18 protein-coding genes and 1 pseudogene are annotated in these 20,687 nt (G+C 73.8%); 9 read left to right on the top strand and 10 right to left on the bottom strand.

Going from position 1 to position 20,687, the window contains the following annotated elements; all coding sequences use genetic code 11:
- Positions 1 to 19 precede the first annotated feature (19 nt).
- Genes IF37_RS0113725 through IF37_RS0113735 form a run of 3 tightly spaced genes read left to right on the top strand, consistent with a single transcriptional unit; the run spans position 20 to position 5,441 of the window.
- Positions 20 to 1,864 (top strand): carbohydrate-binding protein, encoded by a 1,845-nt coding sequence (locus tag IF37_RS0113725; RefSeq protein WP_030741392.1) that lies wholly within the window; start codon positions 20 to 22, stop codon positions 1,862 to 1,864.
- An 11-nt stretch (positions 1,865 to 1,875) separates the two neighbouring features.
- Entirely contained in the window at positions 1,876 to 4,224 is a 2,349-nt protein-coding gene (locus IF37_RS0113730) for a glycoside hydrolase N-terminal domain-containing protein (protein WP_030741395.1), read from the top strand.
- Between the two features lie 59 nt (positions 4,225 to 4,283).
- Positions 4,284 to 5,441, top strand: coding sequence for an SGNH/GDSL hydrolase family protein (locus IF37_RS0113735; RefSeq protein WP_253915754.1), 1,158 nt, complete (start codon positions 4,284 to 4,286; stop codon positions 5,439 to 5,441).
- A 127-nt stretch (positions 5,442 to 5,568) separates the two neighbouring features.
- On the opposite strand, the gene IF37_RS0113740 is transcribed toward IF37_RS0113735, so the two are convergent.
- Genes IF37_RS0113740 through IF37_RS0113750 form a run of 3 tightly spaced genes read right to left on the bottom strand, consistent with a single transcriptional unit; the run spans position 5,569 to position 9,040 of the window.
- The gene (locus tag IF37_RS0113740; RefSeq protein ID WP_030741401.1) at positions 5,569 to 5,919 is read right to left on the bottom strand and encodes a UBP-type zinc finger domain-containing protein; all 351 of its coding nucleotides are present in this window, start codon (positions 5,917 to 5,919) and stop codon (positions 5,569 to 5,571) included.
- Positions 5,916 to 7,367 carry an ATP-binding protein gene (locus tag IF37_RS0113745; RefSeq protein ID WP_030741404.1) on the bottom strand — a complete coding sequence of 484 codons (1,452 nt, stop codon included), beginning with the start codon at positions 7,365 to 7,367 and terminating at the stop codon, positions 5,916 to 5,918. The genes IF37_RS0113740 and IF37_RS0113745 overlap by 4 nt, the downstream gene beginning before the upstream one ends.
- Positions 7,364 to 9,040 (bottom strand): FAD-dependent oxidoreductase, encoded by a 1,677-nt coding sequence (locus IF37_RS0113750; RefSeq protein WP_030741407.1) that lies wholly within the window; start codon positions 9,038 to 9,040, stop codon positions 7,364 to 7,366. The genes IF37_RS0113745 and IF37_RS0113750 overlap by 4 nt, the downstream gene beginning before the upstream one ends.
- A gap of 256 nt (positions 9,041 to 9,296) precedes the next feature.
- Here IF37_RS0113750 and IF37_RS0113755 point away from each other — a divergent pair, with 256 nt between their 5' ends.
- A complete protein-coding gene (locus IF37_RS0113755; protein ID WP_030741410.1) occupies positions 9,297 to 10,163 on the top strand; it encodes a universal stress protein in 867 nt (288 codons plus the stop codon).
- Between the two features lies 1 nt (position 10,164).
- Here the strand turns inward: IF37_RS0113755 and IF37_RS0113760 are convergent, their stop codons facing one another.
- From IF37_RS0113760 to IF37_RS0113770, 3 genes are all read right to left on the bottom strand, one after another.
- The gene (locus tag IF37_RS0113760) at positions 10,165 to 11,400 is read right to left on the bottom strand and encodes a DUF4032 domain-containing protein (RefSeq protein WP_030741412.1); all 1,236 of its coding nucleotides are present in this window, start codon (positions 11,398 to 11,400) and stop codon (positions 10,165 to 10,167) included.
- Positions 11,401 to 11,554: 154 nt separating this feature from the next.
- On the bottom strand, positions 11,555 to 12,304 hold the full coding sequence (locus IF37_RS0113765) for an MBL fold metallo-hydrolase (RefSeq protein WP_030741414.1): 750 nt from the start codon (positions 12,302 to 12,304) through the stop codon (positions 11,555 to 11,557).
- Positions 12,305 to 12,390: 86 nt separating this feature from the next.
- Positions 12,391 to 13,020 carry an alpha-ketoglutarate-dependent dioxygenase AlkB gene (locus tag IF37_RS0113770; protein WP_030741417.1) on the bottom strand — a complete coding sequence of 210 codons (630 nt, stop codon included), beginning with the start codon at positions 13,018 to 13,020 and terminating at the stop codon, positions 12,391 to 12,393.
- A 140-nt stretch (positions 13,021 to 13,160) separates the two neighbouring features.
- Between IF37_RS0113770 and IF37_RS0113775 the strand changes: the two genes are divergently transcribed.
- Together IF37_RS0113775 and IF37_RS39355 are read left to right on the top strand one after the other, a co-directional pair.
- Positions 13,161 to 13,802: a TetR/AcrR family transcriptional regulator gene (locus tag IF37_RS0113775; protein WP_030741420.1), complete on the top strand. Its 642-nt coding sequence runs from the start codon at positions 13,161 to 13,163 to the stop codon at positions 13,800 to 13,802.
- Between the two features lie 69 nt (positions 13,803 to 13,871).
- Positions 13,872 to 15,543: pseudogene (locus tag IF37_RS39355) on the top strand (FAD-binding dehydrogenase).
- Between the two features lie 2 nt (positions 15,544 to 15,545).
- Here the strand turns inward: IF37_RS39355 and IF37_RS0113785 are convergent.
- Together IF37_RS0113785 and IF37_RS0113790 are read right to left on the bottom strand one after the other, a co-directional pair.
- Complete coding sequence (locus IF37_RS0113785; protein ID WP_030741423.1) at positions 15,546 to 15,893, bottom strand: DUF488 domain-containing protein; 348 nt, start codon at positions 15,891 to 15,893, stop codon at positions 15,546 to 15,548.
- 255 nt (positions 15,894 to 16,148) lie between these two features.
- Complete coding sequence (locus tag IF37_RS0113790) at positions 16,149 to 16,400, bottom strand: WhiB family transcriptional regulator (protein WP_030741425.1); 252 nt, start codon at positions 16,398 to 16,400, stop codon at positions 16,149 to 16,151.
- Between the two features lie 227 nt (positions 16,401 to 16,627).
- Here IF37_RS0113790 and IF37_RS0113795 point away from each other — a divergent pair, with 227 nt between their 5' ends.
- On the top strand, positions 16,628 to 17,929 hold the full coding sequence (locus tag IF37_RS0113795) for an MFS transporter (RefSeq protein WP_030741427.1): 1,302 nt from the start codon (positions 16,628 to 16,630) through the stop codon (positions 17,927 to 17,929).
- A gap of 82 nt (positions 17,930 to 18,011) precedes the next feature.
- Here IF37_RS0113795 and IF37_RS0113800 read toward each other — a convergent pair whose 3' ends face one another.
- Both IF37_RS0113800 and IF37_RS0113805 read right to left on the bottom strand, forming a co-directional pair.
- Complete coding sequence (locus tag IF37_RS0113800; protein WP_030741429.1) at positions 18,012 to 18,470, bottom strand: cyclic nucleotide-binding domain-containing protein; 459 nt, start codon at positions 18,468 to 18,470, stop codon at positions 18,012 to 18,014.
- 291 nt (positions 18,471 to 18,761) lie between these two features.
- Complete coding sequence (locus tag IF37_RS0113805) at positions 18,762 to 19,004, bottom strand: hypothetical protein (RefSeq protein WP_030741432.1); 243 nt, start codon at positions 19,002 to 19,004, stop codon at positions 18,762 to 18,764.
- Positions 19,005 to 19,129: 125 nt separating this feature from the next.
- On the opposite strand from IF37_RS0113805, the gene IF37_RS0113810 reads away from it, so the two are divergent.
- Together IF37_RS0113810 and IF37_RS0113815 are read left to right on the top strand one after the other, a co-directional pair.
- Complete coding sequence (locus IF37_RS0113810; RefSeq protein WP_030741435.1) at positions 19,130 to 19,564, top strand: ATP-binding protein; 435 nt, start codon at positions 19,130 to 19,132, stop codon at positions 19,562 to 19,564.
- 234 nt (positions 19,565 to 19,798) lie between these two features.
- Positions 19,799 to 20,656 carry a SigB/SigF/SigG family RNA polymerase sigma factor gene (locus tag IF37_RS0113815; protein ID WP_030741438.1) on the top strand — a complete coding sequence of 286 codons (858 nt, stop codon included), beginning with the start codon at positions 19,799 to 19,801 and terminating at the stop codon, positions 20,654 to 20,656.
- The last annotated feature ends 31 nt before the right edge of the window (positions 20,657 to 20,687 follow it).

Raw genomic sequence — 20,687 nt, forward strand, 5'->3', positions numbered from 1 at the left:
CACCCAGGAGGTACGGCCCATGAGGTCACCCTCGTACCCCGTCCTGCCCGCGCGCGGACTCGCGGCCGCCGTCGCGCTGACCCTCACCGCCGGGCTCGGCACCGGCATCGCCACGGCCGCCCCGGCCACCGCGCGCACCGGCTCCGCGCACACGGCCACCGCGGGCACCGGCACCGCGCCGGATCTCGCCGCCAAGCCCTTCATGGGCTGGTCCAGTTGGAGCATGCAGTCGTCCAAGTACCCCGGCCTCAACCCGGACGGCGACTACAGCTACCTGACCGAGGCGAACGTCCTCAAGCAGGCCGACGCCCTGGCGAAGAAGCTGAAGCCGTACGGCTACACGTACGTCAACATCGACTCCGGCTGGTGGCGGGACCAGGACTGGAAGCCCGCCTTCGACGCCCACGCACGCCAGCGGGCCGACCCGGACCGCTTCCCGCACGGCATGAAGGCGGTCGCCGACCACATCCACGGCCTCGGCCTGAAAGCCGGCATCTACCTGCCCGTCGGCCTGGAGAAGGAGGCGTACGGCGACGGCAAGGTACCGGTCGACGACGCCGACGGCTGCACCACCGCCGACATCGTCCACGGCGACCTGCGCACCACCAACGGCTGGGACAGCGCCTACAAACTCGACTTCGGCAAACCCTGCGCGCAGAAGTACATAGACTCCCAGGCCCGGTTGCTCGCCTCCTGGGGGTACGACTTCCTCAAACTCGACGGCGTGGGCCCCGGCTCGTTCAAGAGCGGCGACAACTACGACAACGTCGCCGACGTGGCCGCCTGGCAGCGGGCGATCGCCGCCACCGGCCGCCCCATGCACCTGGAGCTGTCCTGGTCCCTCGACATCGGCCACGCCGCCGACTGGAAGAAGCACTCCCAGGGCTGGCGCGTCGACACCGACGTCGAGTGCTACTGCAACACCCTCGTCAGCTGGGAGAACTCCGTCGACGACCGTTTCACCGACACCCCCGGCTGGACCCGGCACGCCGGTCCCGGCGGCTGGAACGACCTGGACTCCCTCGACGTCGGCAACGGCGCCATGGACGGCCTGACCAAGGCCGAACGGCAGACCTACGCCACCCTGTGGGCCATCGCCAAGTCCCCGCTCTACACCGGCGACGACCTCACCCGGCTGGACGACTACGGCGTGAAGCTCCTCACCAACCGCGAGGTCATCGCCGTCGACCAGGGCGACGGCCCGCCCGCCCGGCCGGTCACCCCCTCCGACCCCCAGCAGGTGTGGGCCGCGAAGAACCCCGACGGCACCACCACGGTCGCCCTGTTCAACCTCGCCGACTCGCCGTCCGCCGTCACCGCCGACTTCTCCGCCCTCGGCTTCACCGGCCGAGCCTCCGTACGCGACCTGTGGAACCACGAGAACCTCGGCACCTACCGGAACGGCATCACCGAGGCGCTGCCCGCCCACGGCTCCCGGCTGTTCACCGTCACCCCGCACGGCGGCGCCGTCGCCACCACCGGATACGAGGCCGAGGCCGCCGCCAACACGCTGGGCGGCCGGGCCTCCGTGGCCGACTGCGCCGCCTGCTCCGGCGGCAAGAAGGTCGGCGACCTCTACACCGGCGGCACGCTCCGCTTCAACGACATCGTCGTGGACCGGCCCGGCACCTACCTGGTCAAGGTGGCCTACATCAGCGGTGACGCCCGCCCGGTGAACGTCTCCGCCGGCTCCGGCGCCGCCACCCGCCACACCTTCCCCTCCACCGGTGACTGGGGAACCGTCGAGACGGTCAGCGTCCCCGTCACCCTCAAGGCCGGCCGCAACACCCTCACCTTCGACAGCGGTCCGGACTACGCCCCGGACATCGACCGCGTCGACGTGCCCTCGTCCCCCCGCCAGTGATCGGAACCGCCATGCAGCGCCCGCCCAGCAGACGCGGCTTCCTCGCCCTCGCCGCCGCCACCGGAGCCCTCGCCGCGACTCCCGCCTTCACCGCCACCGCCGCCCCCCGGCGGCCCGCCGAGGCACCCGCCGCCGACGCCCGCCACCAGCTGTGGTGGCGGGCCCCCGCCGACGAGCACTCGCTCATCCGGCAGGGCCTGCCGGTCGGCAACGGACGCCTCGGCGCCCTCGCCGGCAACGACCCCGGCCGCGAACTCCTCCTCGTCACCGACGCCACGCTGTGGACCGGCGGCCGCAACGACACCCTGGACGCCGACGGCCAGTTCCCCTACGGCCGAGACGACTTCGGCTCCCTCACCCTGCTCGCCCGGCTCACCGTCGACCTGCCCGACCACGACCTGTCCGCCGTCACCGGCTACCGCCGCACCCTCGACCTCGCCCAGGGCGTGGTCACCACCTCCTACGTCCGCTCCGGCGTCACCTACCGGCGGCAGCTCTTCGCCAGCCGGCCCGACGACGTCATCGTGCTGCACTTCAGCCAGAGCGGCGGCGGCCGTTACACCGGCACCGTCACCCTCGCCGGCACCCACGGCGAGCACGGGACGGCCGACTCCTTCGCCGGGTCCTTCGCGGGCGGCCTGCGCTACGGCGCCGCGATCGCCGCGCACGGCAGCGGCGGCACCGTCCGGACGGCCGGCGCGGGCCTTGAGTTCACCGGCTGCCGGGAACTGACCGTGGTGCTCAGCGGCGGCACCGACTACGCCCCGAACCCCGCCACCCACTACCGCGACCCCGCCCTCGACCCCCGGGAGCTGGCCCGCACCAAGGTCCGCGCCGCCGCCCGCACCTCCGCCGGCGCCCTGCTGCGCACCCACATCGCCGACCACCGCGCCCTGTTCGACCGGTTCGGCCTCTCCCTCGGCACCTCCTCCGCCGAGCAGCGTGCCCTGGACACCTGGGAGCGCATCCAGGCCCGCGCCCGCGACAACGAGCCCGACCCCGAACTGGAGGCCGCCTACGTCCAGTTCGGCCGGTACCTGATGATCGCCGGTTCCCGGGGCAGCCTGCCGCTCGGCCTCCAGGGGCCCTGGCTGGACGGCAACGACCCGGACTGGATGGCCGACTACCACACCGACATCAACCTCCAGATGAACTACTGGATGGCCGACCGGACCGGCCTGTCACCCTGCTTCGACGCGCTCACCGACTACTGCGTCGCCCAGCTCCCCTCCTGGACCGACCTCACCGCACGGCTCTTCGACGACCCCCGCAACCGCTACCGCAACTCCAGCGGCGAGAACGCCGGCTGGACCGTCGCCATCTCCACCAACCCGTACGGCGGAGGCGGCTGGTGGTGGCACCCGGCGGGCAACGCCTGGCTGTGCAACTCCCTGTTCGAGCACTACGAGTACACCCGCTCCCGCGCCCACCTGGAGCGGATCTACCCCCTGCTCAAGGGCGCCTGCGAGTTCTGGGAGGCCCGGCTGCTCACCCACACCCTGCCCGACAGCGGCCGCGAGGTGCTCATCGCCGACAGCGACTGGTCACCGGAGCACGGCCCGCTCGACGCCAAGGGCATCACCTACGCGCAGGAACTCGTCCACGCCCTCTTCGGCAACTACCGCACCGCCGCCGCCGAACTGGGCCGGGACACCGCCTACGCGCGCACCGTCGGCGCCCTGCGCGACCGCCTCCACCTCCCGGCCGTCAGCCCCACGACGGGCTGGCTGGAGGAGTGGATGTCCCCCGACAACCTCGGCGAGACCACCCACCGGCACCTCTCCCCGCTCGTCGGCCTGTTCCCCGGCGACCGCATACGGCCGGACGGCACCACCCCCGCCGAGATCGTCGCCGGAGCCACCGCCCTGCTCACCGCGCGCGGCATGAACAGCTTCGGCTGGGCCAACGCCTGGCGCGCCCTGTGCTGGGCGCGTCTGAAGAACCCCGAGAAGGCGTACCGGCTCATCGTGAACAACCTGCGCCCGTCGACCGGCGGCGGCAACGGCACCGCCCCCAACCTCTTCGACATCTACGAGGTGGAACCCGGCCGGGGCATCTTCCAGATCGACGCCAACTTCGGCACCCCCACCGCCGTCACCGAGATGCTGCTCTACTCCCGCCCCGGACACCTGGAACTGCTGCCCGCCCTCCCCGCCGCCTGGTCCGCCGCCGGTTCGCTGACCGGGGCCGGGGCCCGCGGCGGCTTCCTCGTCGACCTGCACTGGCGGGACGGCACACCCACCGAGGTGCGCATCCGCAGCACCGGCGGGACCATGGCCTCCGTGGGACACGCAGGCAGGTTCCGAACGGTCCGGGTGCGACCCGGCGAGGCCGTCACGCTCCGGGACTTCGGCCGGTGACCGGCCGGTCCCGGCGCCGGTGCCGCCTCGCCGCCGCCCTGCTCACGGCCCTCGCCTGCCTGCCCGTGTCCGCCGCCCGGGCCGCCACCCCGCCCGCGCCGGCCCCCCGGGCCTCCGGCGTCGTCACCTGGGCGGCCAGTGCCGACCGCATGGGGGAGGGCACCGCCGGCCAGGGCTACCGGCTCGTCGTCCGCACCAGCGTCGGCGGCGACGACCTGCGCGTCCGCTTCAGCAACGCCTTCGGCGACCGCCCCCTGACCCTCGACGGCGTCCACGCCGGCCTGCGCGCCCAGGGCGCCGCCCTGCGGCCGGGCAGCAACCGGCCGCTCACCTTCGGCGGCTCCCGCGCGGTCACCGTCCCGGCCGGGGCCGCCGTCTGGAGCGATCCGCTGCCCGGCCGCGTCCCGGCCGGCGCCGACCTGGTCGTCAGCCTGCGCACCCCCGACGCGGCCGGCCCCGCCACCGGTCACTGGATGGCGATGCAGACCTCGTACACCGGGCCGGGGGACCACACCGCCGAGGAGAGCGGCGCCGGCTGGACGGGGACGACCGGCTCCTGGTGGTACCTCGACTCCGTCTCCGTACGGCCCTCCCGCGCGGCCGACGGCGCCGTGGCCGCGCTCGGCGACTCCCTCACCGACGGCTGGCAGTCCACCACCGACCTGAACCGCCGCTGGCCCGACTACCTCGCCCGGCGCCTGCGCACGGTCGGCGCGGCCGTCCAGGGCGTGGCCAACGAGGGCATCTCCGGCAACATGGTGCTCGCGGACGGCCCCGGACAGGCCGCGCTGCACCGGCTCGACCGGGACGTCCTCAGCCAGCCCGGGGTGCGCACCGTCTTCCTCTTCGAAGGCGTCAACGACCTCAAGGCGCACACCGGGGTCACCGCGGCCGATCTCGTCGCCGGCTACCGGGAGATCGCCCGGCGGGCGCACGCGGCGGGCAAGTGCGTGGTCGCCGCCACCGTCGGCCCGTTCAAGGGCTGGCCGGAGTGGGACCCGCCCGCCGAGGCCGTACGCCAGGAGGTGAACGCCTACCTGCGCGGCAGCGGGGAGTTCGACGCCGTCACCGACTTCGACCGCGTCCTGCGCAGCCCCTACGACCCCGAGCGCATGCTGCCCTTCTTCGACGGCGGGGACCATGTGCACCCCAACGACAAGGGCATGCAGGCGCTGGCCGACGCCGTCGACCTGAACCGGCTCGACTGCGCCCGGTGAAACGGAACCGGCCGGGCCCGGGGGCGCGGAGCCACCCGGGCCCGGCCGGCGCCCGGCTTGACGGGGATGCGGGACACGTCGTCCTGGCGCGCGGCACCGACGACACCGCCGGGGCGGCCTGCCCGCGTCAGCCCAGCAGCCGCGGCCAGTCCTTCGGCACCCGGCCGGCCGGGCCCGGGACCGGCTGGTCGGCGGGGTGGTAGGTCGGCGGGGCCAGTTCGGGACCGGATTCGTACAACTCCTCCGTGGTGTAGTCCCAGAACCAGTCCTCGCCCGGCTCGAAGCTGCGGATCAGCGGGTGCCCGGTCGCCCGGTAGTGGGCGGTGGCGTGCTTCGAGAGGGAGTCGTCGCAGCAGCCGATGTGCCCGCAACTCGCGCAGCGGCGCAGATGGAACCACCAGCCGCCCGTCTGTTCGCACTCCAGGCAGCCCGTGCCGCTGGGCGGGACGGTGGGGTCGATTCCGTGGGCCTCGGTCATACCGGCTCCTCGTCGGGGGTTTGGGCGGTCAGGGGGAGCAGCACCTGGAAGCGCGTGTCGCCGGGGACGGACTCGACGCGCAGGGTGCCGTGGTGCTTGTTGACGACGATCCGCCAGGAGATGTCCAGGCCGAGCCCGGTGCCCTCGCCGACCGGCTTGGTGGTGAAGAACGGATCGAAGATCCGGTCCTTGATCTCCGGCGGGACGCCGGGCCCGGTGTCCCGGAACTCCACCAGCAGCCGCTCGTGGTCGAGTCCCGTCCGCACGGTCAGCGTGCCCTGCCCGCCCGCGCCGTTCATGGCGGAGACGGCGTTGTCGATCAGATTGGTCCACACCTGGTTCAGCTCCGCCGGGTAGGCGGGGACCGGCGGGAGCGTGCGGTCGTACTCCTTGACGATCCCGATGCCCGGCCCGATCTTCCCCGACAGCATCACCAGCGTGCTGTCGAGGAGTTCGTGCACGTCCACCACCCGGTACGGCGCCCGGTCCAGCTGCGAGTACTGCTTGGCCGCGTCGACCAGGTGCGAGATGCGGGTGGCGGAGTCCTCGACCTCGTTCATCAGCAGCTCGGTCTCGACGGTGTAGCTGAGCCAGCCCACCGCGTTCGGCAGGATCTCCTCGTCCACCGCCGCCGCGACCTGCTCCAGCCAGTCCACGTCCAGCCCGGCCTGCACGAAGACGGGCGCCGCCTGCCAGCCCTGCTCGATGCCGTGGTCCTCCAGCCAGTCGGCGAGCGTGTCCTCCCGGTCGGACGCCTCCAGCGGGCTGAGCGCCGGGGCCTTGCCCACCCGCTCCGCGGTGCGCTCCTGGATCTCGACCAGGCTCGCCAGGCACTCGCGGGAGAACGGCCCCTCGGCGATCAGGCCGAGCTTGCGCCGCATCTTCGCCACGCGCTCCCGCAGGGACGCGGTGGCCCGCACCGCGGCCGCCGCGGGGTTGTTCAGCTCGTGCGTGAGCCCCGCCGACAACGAGCCCAGCGCCAGCAGCCGTTCCCGCTGCCCGACCATCGCCTGGGTGTTCTTCGTGCCGAAGAACAGGCCCTCCAGCAGGTGCACGGCCATCGGGAACCAGTCGCGCACGACCTCCGCGAAGACGTCCGCGGGCAGCACGAAGAACCGCGTCGGCTCCGTGACCCGCATGGAGTTGTTGTAGACCTGCCGCACCCGGTCGCCGAGGTAGGCCTGCATCGCGCCCCCGTACACCCCGCGTTGCGCGGTCCGGGTGACCTCCACGTCGTCGCCGCCGACCCGGCGGGACAGCACCACCGCGCCCTCGATCATCACGAAGAGGCAGGTGGCGGCGTCGCCCTCGGTGTACACCGGGCCGGGCTGGAACAGCTCCACCCGGCCCGCCGCGCACAGCCGGCCCAGCTGCTCGGGGCTCAGCTTCTCGAAGAGGAACAGCGAGCCGACCTCCCGCGGGCTGCACGGCATCAGCTGCCCGCTCACGACTGCTCCAGGTAGCGGTGGACGAGCATCACGGCCATGGCTCCCTCTCCGACGGCGGACGCGACCCGCTTGGCGGACTCGGCGCGCGCGTCGCCCGCGACGAACACACCGGGAATGCTGGTCTCCAGGTGGTACGGCGGCCGGTCCAGCTCCCAGCCGGCGGGCGGCCGTCCGTCGGCGGTCAGGTCGGGTCCGGCCAGGATGAAGCCGCGCCGGTCGCGCAGCACCGTATCGCCCAGCCAGTCGGTCAGCGGGGCGGCGCCGATGAACACGAACATCCACTCGGCGTCGACCCGTTCGCGCTCACCGGTCTCCACCTGACGCAGGGTCAGCTGCTCCAGGCGCTCGGTGCCGTGCGCCTCGTCGACCACCGTGTGGCAGCGCACCGAGATGTTCGGGGCGTCGTTGATCTGCTGGATCAGGTAGTACGACATGGACGCCGTCAGGTCCGGGCCGCGCACCAGCAGCGTCACCGACTTGGCGAACCGGGACAGGTACATCGCCGCCTGGCCCGCCGAGTTGGCGCCGCCGACGATGTACACGTCGTGCCCCTGGCAGGACGCGGCCTCGGTCAGCGCCGAGCCGTAGAACACCCCGCAGCCGGTCAGGTCGGTGCAGCCCGCCGCGTCCAGCTGCCGGTACTGCACGCCGGTCGCCAGGATCACGCTGTGCGCGGCGATCGCCGAGCCGTCCGCGAACCGCACCACCCGCGCGGCGCCGTTCACCTCCAGCCCCGTCACCTCACGGGTGGTGAGGATCTCGGCGCCGAACTTGGCCGCCTGCCGCCGCGCCCGGCCGGTGAGCTGGGCGCCGGAGACGCCGTCCGGGAAGCCCAGGTAGTTCTCGATGCGGGAGCTCTGCCCGGCCTGCCCGCCGGTCGCCTCCCGCTCCACCAGCACCGTCCGCAGCCCCTCGGAGGCGCCGTACACGGCCGAGCCCAGGCCGGCCGGGCCGCCGCCGATCACGACGAGGTCGTAGAAGTCGGCCGCCGGCGTCGTCGCGAGCCCGACCCGCGCAGCCAGCTCGGACGCCTCGGGCTCGACCAGGGCCGTGCCGTCTGGGGTGATCACCAGCGGCAGCCGCTGCCCGTCCTGCCCGGCGGCGGCCAGCAGCCGCTGCCCCTCCGGCTCCTCCACCGAGTACCAGCGGTACGGCACCTGGTTGCGGGCGAGGAACTCCCGCACCTCCGAGGACCGCGCCGACCAGCGGTGCCCGACGACCTTGGTGCTGGGCACCGGCTTGTAGGCGCTGTGCCGCCAGGCGTCCAGCAGGTCGTCGAGGACCGGGTAGAGCTTCTCCTCCGGCGGGTCCCAGGGCTTGAGCAGGTAGTGGTCGAGGTCGACCACGTTGATCGCGTCGATCGCCGCGTTGGTGTCCGCGTACGCGGTCAGCAGCACCCGCCGCGCGCCCGGGTACACGTCCAGGGCCTGTTCCAGGAACTCGATGCCGTTCATCTGCGGCATGCGGTAGTCGGCCAGGATCACCGCCACCAGGTCGCCGCGCAGCTTCAGCTCGCGCAGCGCCTCGAGCGCCGACTCGCCGGACTCCGCGCGCACGATCCGGTACGACTCGCCGTAGCGCCGCCTGAGGTCGCGGGCGACGGCACGGGAGACCCCCGGATCGTCGTCCACGGTCAGGATGACGGTCCGCGCTGCGTCGGCGGCCTGTGCCATACGACTCCCCACCCGATTGCCTGATCCCCGGCCCGGTGCCCTGGCGGGACGCCGTGCCGGTTTCCGGCCATCCTATGGTCGGTACCTCGGGTCCCGCTTGCCCGACGGGGACCGCCGCTTGCCTCACAGCGCCCATCGCGCGCCGCCCGCGGGGCCGGCTGGTGCGCCGGGGCGCGGCCCGGAGATCATCGTGTGCGCCGGTGCCCGACGGCGGACACCGGCGGCACGCGACCGCGAACGACGAGGAGGCCCACGGATGACACGCCCGATCACGGCAGGGGTGGACGGTACGGAGGAGAGCCTGGCCGCGCTGGACTGGGCGGCCCGGGAGGCCGTGCGGCGGGAGCTGCCGCTGCGGGTGGTGCACGCCTGGCGGTACGCCGAGGCGCTCGCCGCCGCCGACCGGGACACCCAGCGGGGGTGGGTGTCGGAGGGCGTGGCGGAGGCGGTGCGCACGGTCACCGAGCGGCACCCCGGGCTGGCGGTGACCACCGACGTGGTGGAGGCCGGCGCCGGGCACGCGCTGGCGGAGGCGGCGGCCGGGGCGGAGATGCTGGTCCTCGGCTCGCGCGGGCACGGGCCCGTGGTCGGGTTCCTGCTGGGCTCGGTCGGCCAGCAGGTGATCGCGGAGGCGACCCGGCCCGTCGTCCTGGTCCGGGCCGGCGCCGAGCCCACGGCGGAGGTGGCAGGCCGGGACGTCGTCGTCGGCCAGCAGGGCGGCCCCGAGGACAGCGCGGCGGCGCTGCGGTTCGCGTTCGAGACGGCCGCCGCGCGCGGCGCGGCCGTCCGGGCGGTGCGGGCGTGGACCCTGCCGCCGGTCTTCGCCTACAGCCCCGGTTCGCTCAGGCTGCTCGACGAGGCGGGCGGTCTGGAGCCGTACGAGAAGCAGGCGCTGGCCGAGGCGCTCCAGCCGTGGCGCGAGCGGTTCCCGGAGGTGCCCGTGGCCGAGCACGTGGAGATGGGCAGCGCGGGCCAGGTGCTGCTGTCGCTGTCCGGCCGGGCCCAGCTGATGGTCGTCGGGCGCCGGGCGCGCCGCACCGCCGTGGGCGCCCGGATCGGTTCGGTCGCGCACGGGGTGCTGCACCACGCCGACTGCCCGGTGGCCGTGGTCCCGCACGAGTGAGCTACTCCGGTTCGGCCGGCTCCAGGCTGGCCCGCGCCCGGGGCAGGACGTTCTCGGTGTAGTCCTTGACGGCGGTGTCCAGACCTATGTCGTGCTGCGCGTGCTCGGACAGGTACCAGCGGTGTTCGAGCAGCTGGTGGTAGATCTCGGCCGGGTCCATCGAGCCGCGCAGCTCCGGCGGCACCGCCCGCACGGTCGGCCGGAACACGTCCCGCACCCAGCGGTGCGCCAGCACCTCGGGGCGGGCGGCCAGGGGATCGCCGGGCGCGTAGTCGTCCTGGGTGGCCATCCAGCTCTCCAGGTCGTTCAGCAGCCGCCGCGCCTGGTTCTCCTCGGTGTCCAGACCGGTCAGCCGGAGCAGCTGCCGCTGGTGGTGGCCGGCGTCCACGACCTTCGGCACGAAGGTGACCGTGTCGCCGTTGGAGGAGTGCTCGATCTGCATCTCGGCGACGTCGAAACCGAGGTCGTTCAGGCGCCTGATGCGGCGCTCGATGTAGTGGTACTTGCCCGCCGGGTACACCGAGGTGCGGGTCAGCTCCTGCCACAGCCCCTGGTAGCGGGTGCAGATCTCATGGCCGAACTCCACCGGGTCGACGGCCGGGTGCAGCGCGCCGGACGCCTCCAGGTCCAGCAGCTCGCCGCTGATGTTGACGCGGGCCAGGTCCAGGTCGTACTCCCGCTGCCCGGGGCTGAGCCGCGGGTGCAGGTCGCCCGTCTCGGCGTCGACCAGATAGGCCGCGTAGGCGCCCGCGTCCCGCCGGAAGAGGGTGTTGGACAGCGAGCAGTCGCCCCAGGCGAACCCCGCCAGATGGAGCCGGACCAGCAGCACGGCCAGGGCGTCCATCAGCCGGTGCATGGTCGCCGGGCGCATGGTGGTCTCGAACATCGACCGGTACGGCAGCGAGCCGCGCAGGTGCCGGGTGATCAGCACCGGCTCCAGCGGGGCGCCCGCGTGGTCGACGCGGCCGGTGACCACGGCGAGCGGGTCGACGGCGGGGATGCCGAGCCGGTCCAGGTCGCGCAGCAGCTCGTACTCGCGCAGCGCGGGTCGTTCGGCCAGCTCCTTGACGGCGATCACCTCGTCGCCGGCGTGGGCGTAGCGCACCACGTGCCGGGAGATGCCGCGGGGGAGCGGCACGAGGTACTCCTCGGGCCACTCCTCCAGCGGGGTGTCCCACGGCAGGGCGAGCAGGAGCGCGGGGTGCTCCGGATTCGTGGCACTGATCTGCAAGGCCATGGGACGCACCCTAAGGCCCCGGACGCCGCTCCCGGCAGCCCGGTCACGGATTCCGGGGCCCGGCCCGCGTTCCCGGGGCCCCGCCGAGCGCGCACCGGCCCGGCCCGGGTTCCGGGAGCCCGGCCGGTGACGGTGGACGGCGCCCGCACCCGTGCTACGAAACGCGTTCCCGGGCCAGCTCGGCCGCCGCGCGCACCGGACCGCGGTGCACCGGCCCATGGCCGGGGAGCAGTGTGTCGCCCTCCAGCGCCCCGATCAGCTCCAGCGAGGCCAGGGTCCGCGCGCGCTCGTGGTGGAAGAAGTCCGGCAGCAGCTGGGGGCCCTTGACCCGGGACGTGGCGTGCCCGCTGACCAGGGCGTCCCCGGAGATGACGATCCCGGCGGCGGGCAGGTGGAAGACCGCGTGCCCGTCGGTGTGGCCGGGGGTGTGCACCGGCACGGGACGGCCGGGCAGGTCGAGCGGACCGTCGGCGACCGGGAACGGCTCGGGTTCCGTGACCGGGTTGTGGTCGGTGCCGCCGGCCTTGATCACGTGCACCGCCCAGGGCAGGACACCCGGCCGCCAGGCGTTGCGCACGACGTCCTTGATGGTGGCCTGCTGGAGGAAGTCCCGCCGGGCGTGCGGTACTTCGGCGGGGTGCAGGTAGACCGGCGTGCCGTAGGCGGCGCGCAGGAACTCGGCCGAGCCGAGGTGGTCGTTGTGCGCGTGGGTGATCAGCACGGCGGCGACCGCCTCCGGTGAACCGCCCACCCGGGCCAGTGAGTCCAGCACTCCCTGGCGGTCCCCCGGGTAGCCGGTGTCCACCAGGGTGACGGCGTCCCCCTCCTTGAGGATGACCCAGTTGACGTTGTTGCCGTGCACCAGGTAGGCGCCGTCGGCGACTTGGTGTACCTCTGCTCGCATGATCTCTCCGAGCCCTGCGCGACCGTTCGTGGGAGGACAGCCAATCAGACGCGCCGCCGCTTCCCGCAACGGGTGCGGCCGGCCGGTCAGCGCACGCCGTGCGGCCGGAACTGGACGCTGATGCGCGGGCCCGCGGCCCGGGTGCTCTTGGGGACGCAGTGCTCCCAGGTGCGCTGGCAGGAGCCGCCCATCACGATGAGGTCGCCGTGGCCGAGCGGCCGCCGCACCGTCGTGCCGCCCCGGCCGGCCGGGCGCAGCAGCAGGTCGCGCGGCTCGCCGACGGAGAGGATCGCGACCATCGTGTCCTCCCGGGAGCCCCGGCCGGTGCGGTCCCCGTGCCAGGCCACGCTGTCCCGGCCGTCGCGGTAGAAGCAGAGCCCGGCGGTGGTGAACGGCTCGCCCAGCTCTCCGGCGTAGTGCCGGGACAGGGCGTCGCGGGCCTCGGCCAGGACCGGGTGGGGGAGCGGGTCCCCGGCGCCGTAGAAGGCCAGCAGACGGGGTACGGCGACCACGTGGTCGTACATCTTCCGGCGCTCCGCCCGCCACGGCACGTTCCCGGCCAGTGTCTCGAACAGCGCGTCGGCTCCGCTCAGCCAGCCCGGCAGCACGTCGATCCAGGCGCCGGCGTCCAGCTCGGTCCGGCGCAGCCCGTCGAGCGGGCCGAGCCGCAGCTCGTCGGTCTGGTCGAACAGGGAGCCCTGGAGGTGCGTGGACATGCGTCCAGCGTACTCCTGAATCGAAAATACGTTCCATTCGATCACCGGGGGCCGGGTCGGGGAGCGCCCGCGCCGCGAGGCTTCCGATACGCGGATGTATTCGATACGTTCCTGTATCGAGCGGAAGGGGCGGTGGTGCCGTGGAGCCGGAGCAGGGGCGAGAGCAAGACCCGCCCCGCCGCGTCACGAGGCGCCGGGGCCGTACCCGTGCCCGGCTGCTCGACGCGGCGTTCGCCGTGTTCGCGGCCAAGGGCTTCGGGCGGGTCACCATCGAGGAGGTGTGCGAGGCGGCCGGCTTCACCCGGGGCGCCTTCTACTCGAACTTCGCCACCCTGGACGAGCTGTTCTTCGCCCTGTACCGGGAGCGCGCCGACCTCATCGCGGCCCAGGTGGCCGACGCGCTCGCCCAGGACGGGCCCGGCCTCGACGTGCCCGCCGCCGTGGACCGGGTCACCGAGGTGCTGCTGCTCGATGTGGACTGGCTGCTGGTGAAGACCGACTTCCTGGTGCGCGCCGCCCGCGAACCGGCCGTCGCCCGGGCCCTCCTCGACCACCGGGCCCGGCTCCGGGAGGCCATCGCCGACCGGCTCTCCCGGGCCCGCGGACAAACCGCGCCGCCCGCCGTCCTGGGCGGAGCGGACGGCGCCGCCCGCGCCGTGGTCGCCGCGTACGACGGGGTCACCACCCAGCTGCTGCTCGACCGGGACGTCGAGGCCGCCCGGGCCTGGCTCGGGCGACTGCTCACCGCGCTGCTCACGGACGGCGGCCACGTCCCCGCATGACGCGGACGCCTCCCCGCACCACCCCGCCAACGGGCCTCACGAGCACCTTGAGGGAAGGACACACACGCCATGGACGCGGACGTCATCGTCGTCGGAGCGGGCCTCGCCGGCCTCGTCGCCGCGCACGAACTCACCAGCCGGGGCCGCCGGGTGGCCCTGGTCGAGCAGGAGAACGCCGCCAACCTCGGCGGCCAGGCGTACTGGTCCTTCGGCGGGCTCTTCCTCGTCGACTCGCCCGAGCAGCGCCGCCTCGGCATCAAGGACTCCTTCGGCCTCGCCTGGAACGACTGGCAGGGCAGCGCCCGGTTCGACCGGCTCGCCGACGAGGACTCCTGGGCGGTGCGCTGGGCCCGCGCCTACGTCGAGTTCGCGGCCGGCGAGAAGCGGTCCTGGCTCCGGGGACACGGCATCGAACTGCTGCCCACCGTCGGCTGGGCCGAGCGCGGCGACCTGCGGGCGGACGGACACGGCAACTCCGTGCCCCGCTTCCACATCGCCTGGGGCACCGGCACCGGCGTGGTCGAGCCCTTCGTCCGGTACGCCCGGCAGGCCGCCCGGGACGGACTGCTCACCTTCCACCACCGCCACCGGGTCGACGAACTGGTCGTCGAGGGCGGCACGGCCCGCGGCGTGCGCGGCACGGTCCTCGCCCCCGACGACTCCCCGCGCGGCGCCCCCTCCGGACGCGACCGCGCCGGCGAGTTCGAACTCACCGCCCAGGCCGTCGTCGTGACCACCGGCGGCATCGGCGCCAACCACGACATCGTCCGCCGCCACTGGCCCGAACGGCTCGGCACGCCCCCCGCCGAGATGGTCACCGGCGTCCCGGCCTACGTCGACGGCCGCATGCTCGACATCAGCGCCGAGGCCGGCGTACGGCTCGTCAACCGCGACCGCATGTGGCACTACACCGAGGGCCTCCAGAACTGGGACCCCGTCTGGCCCGGCCACGGCATCCGCATCCTGCCCGGCCCGTCCTCCGTCTGGCTCGACGCCCTCGGCCGCCGTCTCCCCGACCCCTGCCTGCCGGGCTACGACACCCTGAGCACCCTCAGGTACCTGCGCACTACCGAGGACCTCGCCGGCCACGACCACTCCTGGTTCGTCCTCACCCGGAAGATCATCGAGAAGGAGTTCGCGCTCTCCGGCTCCGAGCAGAACCCCGACATCACCGCCAAGGACCGCAGGGCCGTCCTGCGCGACCGGCTGCTCGGCAAGGGCGCCCCCGCACCCGTGCGGGCCTTCCTCGACAAGGGCGCGGACTTCGTCACCGCGGACAGCCTGGAGCGCCTGGTGGAGAAGATGAACGGGCTGACCGGCCGGCCGCTGCTGGACGCGGCCGAGGTGCGCCGCCAGATCGAGGCCCGGGACCTCCAGATCGCCAACCCCTACAGCAAGGACGCCCAGGTCCAGGGCATCCGCAACGCCCGCCGCTACATCGGGGACCGGCTCGGCCGGGTCGCCGCTCCGCACCGCCTCCTCGACCCGGCCGCGGGCCCCCTCATCGGCGTCCGGCTGCGCGTGCTGACCCGCAAGACCCTCGGCGGCATCCAGACCGACCTGGACTCCCGTGCCCTCGGCACCGACGGCACACCGGTCGAGGGACTGTACGCGGCGGGCGGTGGCCGGGTTCGGCGGCGGCGGCGTCCACGGGTACAACGCCCTGGAGGGCACCTTCCTCGGCGGCTGCCTCTTCTCCGGCCGGGCCGCGGGCCGCGCGGCGGCCCGGCAGACCGCCTGACCTCAGCCCCCCAGCAGCTCCGCGAGCACGGACGCGTGGCTCTGCTCCGGCCGCTTCGACGCCGTCAGCAGCGTCACCCGCCCCTCGCGGACCGCCTTGTGGAGGCCTTCGAACAGCGCGGCGGCCTCCGGGGCGTCCAGCTCCGCCTCGTACCGGCGGCGGAACTCCTCGTACGAGCCACCGCCGTGGTACCACGTGCGCAGCTCGGCCGACGGCGTCAGCCCCTTCGGCCACTCGTCGATGTGCGCCGCGTCCTTGGCGAGCCCGCGCGGCCACAGCCGGTCGACCAGCACGCGCAGACCGTCGTCGGGCTCGGGCGGTTCGTAGATCCGGCGTACGCGCACGCTCACGGACGGAGCCCCTTCCGGGTCGGGGACGGTCCTGCGAGAGTACTGCGCCCCGCCCCGCTCCCCGGGCGGCGACGCGGCCGGCGCCCTCGCCCGCACCTCCCGACCGCCTCACCTACGACTGCGCGCACCCGCCGCACGACGGGGGCCCCGGCGTGCGTCCCTGGGTCCTGCGGGGGCAGGGGGACGGTCCGGGGCCCCGGGAACCGCGGTGGGGGACCGTGCGCCAGGGGTCCGCCGGGCCCCTGGCGGGTGCCGTCAGCCCGACCGTGGCCGGGAGCGCGCCCGGCGGCGCAGTGCCCGGCGCTCCAGTTCCGTCGTACCGCCCCAGACGCCGATGCTCTGGTCGGTGTCGAGCGCCCAGTCCAGACACTGTTCGCGGACCGGGCAGCGCCCGCACACCGCCTTGGCCTGCTCGGTCTGCACCTGCGCCGGCCCGGTGGTCCCGATCGGGAAGAACAGGTCGGGGTCCTCCTGGCGGCACGCGGCATGGTCGCGCCAGTTGTCCATGGAAAGTCTCCTGGATCGGTCGAAGTCGTCCGTGCCCTGTCGCACGCGTTCGGCTTGCGTTCTCCGGGATCGGGTGACCGGTCGGAGCGACGTGAAACGGGACAACCGCCGGACGACCGCCCGGAGACCGCGGAACGGGTGCGGGGGAATCGGTTCGGCGCGCACCGATGTTGCTGCGATAGTCAGCTTGACGAAGCGAAAAGATGTATCGAGCAACCAGGACATCCGTGGACACGAGCGCGAGCAGCAGCACCGAGACCGGTACCGACGCGCCGGCGGCCGGGGCCCCGACCCGGCGCGGCTGGCGCCGCTGGGCGATGGACACCCGCCCGCTGCGCATCCCCGCCTACCGGCGACTGTGGTCGTCGACCATCGTCACCGCCGTCGGCAGCCAGCTGACCGCCGTCGCCGTACCCAAGCAGATCTACGACATCACCCACTCCTCGGCCTGGGTCGGCTACGCGAGCCTGGCCGGACTGGTGCCCATGGTCGCCTTCGCACTGTGGGGCGGGGCGGTCGCCGACACCGTGGACCGGCGCAAGCTGCTGCTGGTCACCAACACCGGCATCGCGGTGACCTCGCTGCTGTTCTGGGCGCAGGCCGTCACCGGTCTGGACTCGGTCGCCGTCCTCATGGTCCTGCTCGCGCTGCAACAGGCGTTCTTCGGCCTCAACTCACCCGCCCGCACCGCCTCCATCGCCCGGCTGGTGCCGGCGGAACAGCTGCCCGCCGCCAACGCGCTGGGCTCGACGGTGATGCAGACGGGCCTGGTGGCCGGCCCGCTGCTGGCCGGCGCGCTCATCCCGGTCATCGGGCTGCCCGAGCTGTATCTGGTGGACGCGCTGGCGCTGTGCGTGACCGTGTGGGCCGTCTACCGGCTGCCCGCGCTGGCACCGCTCGCCCAGGGAGTCGCCCGCCGGGCCGGGGTGCGCGAGATTGCCGCCGGGTTCCGCTACATATCGCGGCACAAGGTGCTGCTGCTCTCCTTCCTCGCCGACATCATCGCCATGGTCTTCGGTATGCCCCGCGCCCTGTTCCCGCAGCTGGCGGCGGAGACGTACGGCTCCTGGGGCGCCGGCTTCGCGCTCGGTGTGCTGTTCGCCGGCATTCCGGTGGGCGCGGTGCTCGGCGGCCTGTTCTCCGGTGTGTTCTCGAGGGCCCGCCGGCACGGCTGGATGGTCATCGGCGCGGTCGTCGCCTGGGGTGTCGCCATCGCCGGGTTCGGGCTGAGCGGCAACCTCTGGGTCGCCGTGGCCTTCCTCGCCGCGGCCGGGGTCGCCGACATGGTCTCGATGGTGTTCCGCGGCGCCATCCTGCTGTCGGCCGCCACCGACGAGATGCGCGGCCGGATGCAGGGCGTGTTCACGGTGGTCGTCGCGGGCGGCCCGCGCCTGGCCGACGTCCTGCACGGCACCGCGGGCGCGGCGTTCGGTCCGCGCGCCGCCGTCGCGGGCGGCGGCGCGCTGGTGGTCGTGCTGATGCTGGTCCTGGCCGGCGCCGTCCCGGCCCTGCGCCGGTACCGGATCTGACCGCCGGGGCCCGTCCGCCGCGCTTCGCGGGGGCGGGGCCCGCCCGGCGACGCGCGGCGGACGGGCGTTGCCTCGACCGGCGCTACAGCGGGCCCCGCCCCCGGCGCATCGTGTACTGGTCCATCAGCTTCCCGCGGGTCGTCTCCAGCCGGTGGGCGAGGATCTCGGCCACCGTCCGCACCAGCGAGAGCCCGAGCAGCGGATCCTCCACGCACAGCGCGAGCACCGAGGGTCCGTCGAACTCGTAGGCCCGTACATTGCTGAAGGCCACCGCGCCGAAGTCCCACCGGTACGGCGGGAACAGCCAGGACCAGCCGAGCAGGTCGCCCGCGCCGAGCGTGGCCACGGTCACCCGGCGGCGCGGGGTGACCTCCTGGTCCAGGTGGACGGCGCCCGAACGGATCACCCAGAACCGGTCGGCCGTGCCGCCCGCCTCGAAGACGCGGGTGTCCTCCGGGAAGGAGACCTCCTTGGCCACCTCCATCAGCCGCTCGCGCTGCGCCTGGGGGAGGGCGGTGAGCAGTTTGATCGCTTTGGTCATGGCGCGGGGCTCCTCGCCGGCGGAGGTCGCGGGGCGGGGGCTGTGCCGCGTCCCGCATCAGGCTGTCAAGCCCATTTCAGCCGCTGCCGCCGTGCGGGGCACCTCGAAGCAGGCGCCCGGCCGTCCGCGTGTCGCCGTGCGGGCAGAGAAAAGCCCTGGCTGGACGGGGGAAGCCAGCCAGGGCCGTCTGTGGTGACGCGGGGAGCCGGGACGGACCGTCCGGCACGCTCCTGCCTCACGTATGGGTGAACGGTAAACCATTTGTCGGACCCACCGGTAGCGCAAAGCGGGTCAAGTGACTTGTTTCACTCCTGTCGCCCGTTCCGGACCCCGGCCCGGACTCACGATCTCCTCCAGCACCCGCAGCACCGCCTCGAAGGCCCGCGCCCGGTCCGCCGCCTCCCGAGCGCCCTCCGGATCGGTAGCCGTCAGGCTCCGGGCCCGCTCCCGCCAGGCCCGCTCCTCCTCGGCCGCGTGCTCCCGGCCCCGCCGGATCCGCCGCAGCAACTCGTCCGCGTCCACGACATCGGTCATGGTGTGCGGGTACCCGCCCGAACGCCGGTGATGACACCGGCACCGAGGGTGTTTGACAGCGGCCCGCGGGGTCAGCCGGAAAGGGAGAGAGCACCGCAACTCGGGCACCTTCCAGGGAGGAACGGATGCGCGACAAGCCCCGGACCAGCTCCTTGGCCACACCTGCGAAACCCCGCCGCCCGGTGCCGGGCCGGCCCGCCGAGGCCCGCGAGACGGTCGAGCGCGCGATGACCGAAGGGTGCCGCGCCCGCGCCCTGGCGTGCCCGGCCGAGACCGTGGAGGACGTCCTGCTGGTCACCTCGGAACTCACCACCAACGCCCTGCTGCACGGCGGCGGCATCACCGGCTTCGACGTCGACGTCGACTCCGGCGGCGTACGGGTCTCGGTCAGCGACCGCAGCGACGAGCTGCCCGTGGTCGCCCCGGCCGCCGACGAGCAGGGCCGTACCCGGCCCGGCGGGCGCGGCTGGCCGATCGTGTGCCGGCTGGCGCGGGACGTCAGGGTGGCGGAACTGCCCCGCGGCGGCAAGTGCATCACGGCCGTCGTACCGCTGCGCTGAGGCGATCGCCGGAAGTTCCGTTCACCGGTGTTTGCCCGTTTGGGCGGGGGGCAGGCGGAATTCCGTGCTTCGGACCGGAGGCGCTCGCCCAGCGGGGAACAGTTCGGCTGCCTGGGCCCCCTCCTGGTGGGCTCGGTCACTCACCCGCGGCGAACCCTGACATCACCGTTCGGGCAGGACCCGGAACCGCTGTTCCGGCTGTGCCCTGAAACCCACGTTCAGGAGCGATTCCGCATGCTGACCGACATGTCGACAAACCGTCCCGACGCCCCCGTCACCACCAGCGGTGGCGCGGCGCCCGGCCGGCGGAACCACGACGACGCCCCCGACACCGCGGCGCTGTTCGCCCGGCTGGCGGAACTGGACGACGGCCCCGAACGCGACGCCGCCCGCGACGAACTCGTCACCGCGTGGCTGCCCATGGCCCACCGGATCGCCGGCCGGTTCCGCGACCGCGGCGAGTCCGTGGAGGACCTGCGCCAGGTGGCCGCGCTGGGGCTGGTGAAGGCCATCGACCGCTTCGACCCGTCCCGCGGCGCCTTCGAGAGCTACGCCGTGCCGACGATCACCGGTGAGGTCAAGCGGCACTTCCGCGACCGGATGTGGGCCCTGCGGGTGCCGCGCCGGGTGCAGGAGCTGCGCAACCGGGTCCGGGTGGCCCGGCGCGAACTCACCCAGAACCCCGGCAGCCCCGAGCCCGCCGTCGCGGACATCGCCGCCCACACCGGGCTCACCGAGGACGAGGTGTCCGCCGGGATGGAGGCGCTGGAGAGCTTCAGCACCCTCTCGCTGGACGCCGAGATGTCCGCCGGTGACGACGGCTACAGCCTCGCCGACACCCTCGGTGCGGCGGACGGCTCCTTCGACGTCGTGATCGACCGCGAGGCCGCCAAGGAGGGGCTGCGCCGGCTGCCGGAGCGCGAGCGGGCCATCCTCTACATGCGCTTCTTCGAGGACATGACGCAGAGCCGCATCGCCGACCGGCTCGGCATCTCCCAGATGCACGTCTCCCGGCTGATCAGCCGCAGCTGCGCCCGGGTCCGTGACGAGGCGCTCGGCGGCCGCCGCCCGGGCTCCGCCGGGCGGCGGTGAACCGGCGCGGGAGCACCCCGGCCGAAGGCTG

The organism is Streptomyces sp. NRRL S-31 (assembly GCF_000718775.1).
GTDB lineage: Bacteria > Actinomycetota > Actinomycetes > Streptomycetales > Streptomycetaceae > Streptomyces.